Source organism: Pseudomonas sp. GM79 (assembly GCF_000282495.1).
GTDB lineage: Bacteria > Pseudomonadota > Gammaproteobacteria > Pseudomonadales > Pseudomonadaceae > Aquipseudomonas.
In genome coordinates, this window is sequence record NZ_AKJE01000060.1 from 39,120 (window position 1) to 45,762 (window position 6,643).

The window sequence follows — 6,643 nt, forward strand, 5'->3', positions numbered from 1 at the left end:
CCAATGCCGTTATGGCTAATTGTTAGCGTAGTGCGCTTTTATAAATGCTGTCCGTGACGGGCCATGATGTGGCGCACCACGCTGTAGTCCTGCAGCGAATCACTGGATAAGTCTTTGCCATAGCCCGAGCGCTTCAGGCCGCCATGGGGCATTTCGCTGACCAGCATGAAATGGCTGTTGATCCAGGTGCAGCCGTACTGCAAACGCGCTGCGACCTGCATGGCTTTGTCGAGATTCTGGGTCCAGACCGAGGAGGCGAGGCCGTATTCCGAGTCGTTGGCCCAGTCCACCGCTTGTTCGAGCTCATTGAAGCGGGTCACGGTGACCACCGGCCCGAACACTTCGCGCTGAACGATTTCATCGCTCTGTTTGCAACCGGCCAGCAAGGTCGGCTGGTAATAGAAGCCGGCACCGGAATGCACCGCCGCGCCGGTCACGCGTTCGATATGTGGCTGGCCGAGGGCACGCTCGACGAAACTGGCCACGCGGTCGCGTTGGCGAGTGCTGATCAGCGGGCCGATCTCGTTGTCGGCATCACGTTTACCGGCAAAACGCAGGCTGCCGACCGCTGCGCCGAGTTCCGCCACCAAGCGGTCATGAATCCCGGCCTGGGCATAAATCCGGCAGGCGGCGGTGCAGTCCTGGCCGGCGTTGTAATAGCCGTAGGTGCGCACACCCTCTACCACCGCTTGAATATCCGCGTCGTTGCAGACGATCACCGGCGCCTTGCCGCCGAGTTCGAGGTGGGTGCGCTTCAGGGTTTTCGCCGCGGCCTGGAGGATTTTTTGCCCGGTGACGATATCGCCAGTCAGCGACACCATGCGCACTTTCGGGTGGCTGACCAAATGGCTGCCGACGCCTTCACCGCCACCGCAAATAATGTTGATCACCCCGCGCGGCAGGATCTCGGCGAGCGCCGGTGCCAACGCCAGAATCGACAGTGGCGTGTGTTCCGACGGTTTGAACACCAGCGTGTTGCCAGCGGCGAGGGCGGGGGCGATTTTCCAGGCGGCCATCATGATCGGGTAGTTCCACGGCGCAATCGATGCGACCACACCAATCGGATCGCGACGGACCATGCTGGTGTAACCCGGCAAGTATTCGCCGCTGAGTTGGCCGGTCTGGCAACGCACGGCACCCGCGAAGAAACGGAACACATCGACCGTGGCGCTCAAATCGTCCTGACGCGCCAGGTGCAACGGCTTGCCGCAGTTCAGCGATTCGAGGCGGGCGAGCAGGTCGGCGTTTTTTTCAATGGCGTTGGCGATGTCCAGCAGCAGGTTCGAGCGCTGCTGCGGCGTGGTCCGCGACCAACTGGCAAAGGCGCGGTGGGCGGCGAGGATCGCGGTTTCGACCTGCTCGGTGCTGGCTTCGGCAATGTGCGTCAGCACTTCTCCGGTGGCCGGGTTGAGGATGGGTTCGACGAAACCCTGGCCCGCGACCAACTCGCCATCGATCAACAACGCGGTGAACAACGGAGTCTGCGCGCCAGCCATTTTTCGGGTTCTCTTTTCTTGTGTGGCCATGGGATTCTCTGTGACTGGGCCCGGCCGTCTTATAGATGCCTCAAGACTAGTGGCCGGGCTTGTGGTCGACAAATACTAAATACTGAAGGTGGCGTTCGATTAAATAGATGGCTTGCGCCCGCCGTGGGGTTGTTCGCGAGCGACGGTCAGGAACGGGTCCACCAGCGCGGGCCGGGCGGTGCCGCGACGCCACGCCAGACCGACATCGAGGGTCTGGCTCAGGTCGGCGATCGGCCGCGCTTCGATGATGTCGCCCTCCAGGGACCACGGGCGGTAAGTCATGTCCGGCTGAATGGAAACGCCCAAGCCCGCGGCGACCAGGCTTCGTACCGCTTCCGTCGAGGCTGTTCGCAAGGTGATGCGCGGTTGCAGCGAGGCCGCCGACCACATGCGCTGGGCGTTGCGGTCCATTTCATCGACGTTCAGCTGAATCAGCGGCTCGCGAGCGACATCGGCGAGGTTGATGCTGTCGTGTTCCAGCAGCGGATGCTGGGCCGGCAGCCACAGTCGGTGGGGCGAGTGAGTCAGCACTTCGGTCTGCAAGGCGTGGCGGTCTTCCAGATTGGAGAGGATCAGCACGCCCACATCAATTTCACCGCTGACCAGCAAATGCTCGATGTACGGCCGCTCGTCTTCCATCACGCGTATTTCAACGTTGGGGTAGGCGCGCTGGAACCGAGTGAGCAAATCCGCCAGGTAATAACCGGCGACCAGACTGGTCACGCCGATGATCAACTGCCCGGCAACCTGATCGGTGCTCTGTTGCAGGCTGCGCTTGGCATTGTCCACCGTGGCCAGAATCAGGTGTGCCTGACGCAGGAATTGATGCCCCTGGTGGGTCAGGGTCATGCCCTTGGCGTGGCGATTGAACAGGCCGACACCGATTTCCTGCTCCAGTTGCTGGATGGCCAGGGTCAGGGTGGATTGAGAAATGAAGGCGGTTTGCGCGGCGGCGGAGATCGAACCGGTCTCGGCCACGGCGATGAAGTGGCGGATCTGACGCAGGGTCATCATGGAGGCATTACCGGGTGGGCGGTTTTTATCGATTTACCCGAGTGTATATCTTTTTAATCGATGGATTGGTTTGTGCGGGGCGGGACGGCAAGTCGCTTAAATGCTGCCGTCGAGTGCTTCGATGTTCGAGCCAGGAATCCCTTACCGTTCGTCTTAAAGCCCCATCTACCTGTTATTTATGACAGTAGCCAGCTTACCGGATCGGCTGTTTGATAGCCCCCATGCGCCGGGACACTCGGTACGGGCGTATCACACTCAAGGAGACGGATGATGGATGGTCAATCGAATAGTCCAGATGACAGCAACGTTTTTGTGCTTTATCCGGTGATGATTCCGGGATGGGTTACCCCGGTCCAACCTGCCGGGATTGCTGATGGTGGTATTCCCAAGAGGATCTACGACGAAGCACCCGAAGGCCTTGAATGCTTGATTGATCCATGGATCGAGTTCAGAACCCGGGGGATCGAACCCCTGGCCCTCAATGATCGCGTTGATTTATATATCGACAGCTGGCCAGCAGCGGTGGCCGGCAAAACCATTCAGCCGGCTGATGTAGATCAGCGGATTGCACTGCACATACCCAAAGACCGTCTGAGAGAGGGGGTTAACGAGATTTACTACAAGGTTACCCGCCCCAGCGAGAACTCCTCTCGGGACTCTCGGAAATTGAAGGTGCTGTACCATCGTTTCACTCCTGGTGAGCCCGATCATTCGCAACGTACGGTCCAGTTACCCCCCGAGGTGGTGAACAAGGGCATCGATAAAGCGATGGCGGAGCGGGGTGTAGTGGTCGGATTCGACTACCCCTTCAGACGGGCATACGACCTCATTCGTTTGAATGTTGGCAGGACTTACATCGACCGTCGTGTCGAACCCAACGAAGCAAGCCCTATTACAACGACGCTTTTCACCCCGACCTTCGAAGCCGCCGGCGATAATGATAAAACACGCTTTGAATATCTGATCATTGATCAGTTGAGCAACACCTCAGTTCTATCTGCTCCCACTTACATCGATGTTCACCTTGCCCGACTTGACCTGAAGGCTCCGTTTCTGGTGTCGCCGGCCACCAGCCCTATTGATTCGCTGGGGTATCCGAACGGCGTTATCGTACGCGTCGAGTTTTTGTCGGCGCAGACGGGCGATAAGGCTCAGTTGATCGAAAGCAACCCACTGCCCGGTTCAGTGCCGTTTCGGCAACATCCGTTCAACAGTAATAACCGGGCCAACTTTACCCTTAGTCCGGAGTTTCTTAGGGCACGGCACGGCACGGGTTTCGAGTTGCGCTGGCAATTGATTCGCGACGGAAAATCGATCGGTGAGTCAGAACCACTGCGACTGGAAGTGAAGCAGATTGCCGAATTCCTGAAACCTTCGATCAAAGAGGCCAATGGTTCCACCCTGAATCCGGTTGCCGCGAAAGACGTTTTGACGGTAGTCGTGCCCGCCAATGCTGTCTTGTTACCAACTGACCGAGTGATCGTCAAATGGACCGGGGCGCCCGGTACCCCGGCTGCTGGTTCGCATACGTCGGTGCCAAGAGAGTTGGGCCTAAACTTCGAATTCCCTATCCCCAACAGTGTGGTGGCGTTCAACCTGGGCTTGAGTGTGACGGTGTCCTATACCATCACCCGAGGTAACGGCGATCCAATACCGTCGCAGACGTTTACGTTGGCTGTGCAGGCATTACCGCAGTCGGCATTGAACCGCCCGACGATCACGCAAGCCGATAACAATGGCGAAGGTCCGGAACTGGACGTTACCAAACTGACGGGCAATGGCACCATGAGAATGAGCGATTGGCCGCTGATTGCCGTAGGTCAGTTCGTGTGGATGCATTTGGAGGGTACAAAAGCTGACGGCAAGCCTTACATCAAACCAATGTGGGCGCCACCCGGCAGTAAGGTCAGTCAAGCATGGGTCCGCGACGGTTTTGCCGCGTATACCGGTATTCCTCTCGCCGAATTGCAAAACCTGAAAAACGACAGTACGTTGAAAATGGTGTTCAAGGCTGCTTTGGGCCTGGACGTGAGCAAGCCGCTGTTTTTCCCGGAGCGCACCTATACCATCAAGTCGATTGTCTTGCTTAAGCCAGTAATCACTTCGATAAAAAACGGCAGTACGGAGGTTGGCGTAACCCTTGAAGTTATCGGCGGCACCGATACCTCGGTAACAGTGACCGGCACCGCGACCGAGAATCTTGAAATCGAGCTTTTTGATAACGGCGTATCGAAGGGAATAGTTCCGGTTGGGGCCAATAAAGTCTGGAGTAAATCAGTGGCGGTGAAGGTAGGCCTGCACAGTTTTACAGCCAAAGCGAAATATGGTGATAACTCAGTATCCACTCCTAGGACTTTCAATCAAAAGGCTCTGTGGAATTTCGTTAATGGCTCATTTCAAGGTTGGGTTGCTCAAGGTAACTATGCAGGAACTCTAAATAATAATCATGGGGGGGTCGGATCAAACACTAGTACGCCACAAAACATTTGGCAGGGCATGATCATGGCTTGTCCAATTCAGGTGGAGGCTGGTAAAAGATACAAATTTACTTATCAACTTCGCTTTGTTCGCACCGGGAACGCGAACGTGAATGGCACTACAGTGACCCTGTATGTCGGAGCTGCAGCAGTTGGGTCACCGGTCGGTGTGAACTATAACATCATCGGGCCGGTGTCTGGTTCCGGTCAATACACAGCATCAGCCACCGGCTCAGTCATGCTGAAATTCTACAATCATATCGCTCAACACTACGGAAATGACTTCAGGTTCAACAATATTACAATGGAAGAAGCGGTGGCAGTGAGAGGGTTTGACGCGCCTGAAAGTCCTGAAGAGATTGTGGATCGTATGGAAACTGAGAGGCTTGAGAGACTTAAGGCATTCGACGGGCTTACGGATGCTGAGAGACTTAAAAAACTTGAGGGGTTTGTGGAGCCTGGGATGCTTGAAGAACTTAAGGGGTTAGGCGAGCTTGAAAGACTTAAAGCTCTTGAGGAACTTGCGGGAATTGCGCCGTTTGATAAGGGAAAGGCGCTTGAGGCGCTTAAGCAGCAACTAATAGTTTAAGGGTTCTAAGGAGAGAACCTGTAATAGGCAAAGCAATAAAGAATAAACGGGATGGATTTATTTCATTTATAAATCCATCCCGTTTTTTATTTGAAATCAGCAGCCACGCGTAGCAAGCAACATCCTGAAGCACTCTCGCCCACGACACCGGGCACTTTCGGTTCAGGCTGATGGCCTTAATGATCCGGTTAACCCGAATTCGTGGAGGCAGCAAATGAACACCCGTGGATTGCTCGATCAGTTACTCAAGTCCGGTCAGGATCTGTTGCAGAACAAGGCTGGCGGGACGCAGAACAAATCGGCTGGCGGTGGGCTGGGCGGCCTGCTCGGCGGTAGTGGTGGGGCTGGCGGGCTCGGCAGCCTGCTTTCGGGCGCCGGCGGCGGTGCTTTGGCGGCTGGGGCCATGGGTCTGTTGCTGGGCAGCAAGAAGGCTCGCAGTGTGGGCGGCAAGGCCCTGACTTATGGCGGCCTCGCCGCGCTGGGGGTCATTGCCTATAAGGCTTACGGAAATTGGCAGGCCCAGCAAGGCAGCGCGCCGAAGACCGAACCACAAACCCTCGACCGCGTGCCGGCGGCGCAAGTCGAGCAACACAGCCAGGCGATTCTCAAGGCGCTGGTGGCGGCGGCCAAAGCCGATGGTCATGTGGATGAACGCGAGCGTGCGTTGATCGAAGGCGAGTTCACCAAGCTCGACAACGATCAGGAACTGCAGCAGTGGTTGCACGCTGAGCTCAACAAACCGCTGGACCCGACCGACGTCGCCCGCGCTGCGAGTACGCCGGAAATGGCGGCTGAAATGTACATCGCCAGTGTGATGCTGGTGGACGAAGAGAGCTTCATGGAAAAGTCCTACCTCGATGAATTGGCGCGGCAGTTGAAGCTGGAACCGGGGTTGAAGGCCGAGCTTGAGAAGCAGGTGCGGCAGGTTTCTGTGTAAGCGGCGCTTTTTAAAAGATCGCAGTTTTCGGCGGCTCCTACACCGACAGCGTACACCCGTCCCTCAGGGATAAACGCGATCCCGTAGGAGCTGCCGAAGG

The 6,643-nt window shown here is 56.8% G+C and carries 4 protein-coding genes; 2 read left to right on the forward strand and 2 right to left on the reverse strand.

The window, feature by feature from the left end; all coding sequences use genetic code 11:
• Nucleotides 1-38: 38 nt before the first annotated feature.
• Nucleotides 39-1,496: a gamma-aminobutyraldehyde dehydrogenase gene (locus PMI36_RS12140; protein ID WP_008072895.1), complete on the reverse strand. Its 1,458-nt coding sequence runs from the start codon at nt 1,494-1,496 to the stop codon at nt 39-41.
• Nucleotides 1,497-1,625: 129 nt separating this feature from the next.
• On the reverse strand, nt 1,626-2,540 hold the full coding sequence (locus tag PMI36_RS12135) for a LysR family transcriptional regulator (protein ID WP_008072897.1): 915 nt from the start codon (nt 2,538-2,540) through the stop codon (nt 1,626-1,628).
• Between the two features lie 267 nt (nt 2,541-2,807).
• Between PMI36_RS12135 and PMI36_RS30095 the strand changes: the two genes are divergently transcribed.
• Both PMI36_RS30095 and PMI36_RS12130 read left to right on the forward strand, forming a co-directional pair.
• Nucleotides 2,808-5,606 carry a hypothetical protein gene (locus PMI36_RS30095; protein ID WP_157214959.1) on the forward strand — a complete coding sequence of 933 codons (2,799 nt, stop codon included), beginning with the start codon at nt 2,808-2,810 and terminating at the stop codon, nt 5,604-5,606.
• Between the two features lie 214 nt (nt 5,607-5,820).
• Nucleotides 5,821-6,543, forward strand: a complete 723-nt coding sequence (locus tag PMI36_RS12130) for a tellurite resistance TerB family protein (RefSeq protein ID WP_008072901.1) — start codon at nt 5,821-5,823, stop codon at nt 6,541-6,543.
• The last annotated feature ends 100 nt before the right edge of the window (nt 6,544-6,643 follow it).

Bases quoted from the DNA above. Each gene is read 5' to 3' on its own strand.
- PMI36_RS12140 (WP_008072895.1), bottom strand. From the start codon at position 1,496: ATGGCTGGCGCGCAGACTCCGTTGTTCACCGCGTTGTTGATCGATGGC.
- PMI36_RS12135 (WP_008072897.1), bottom strand. From the start codon at position 2,540: ATGATGACCCTGCGTCAGATCCGCCACTTCATCGCCGTGGCCGAGACC.
- PMI36_RS12130 (WP_008072901.1), top strand. From the start codon at position 5,821: ATGAACACCCGTGGATTGCTCGATCAGTTACTCAAGTCCGGTCAGGAT.
- PMI36_RS30095 (WP_157214959.1), top strand. From the start codon at position 2,808: ATGATGGATGGTCAATCGAATAGTCCAGATGACAGCAACGTTTTTGTG.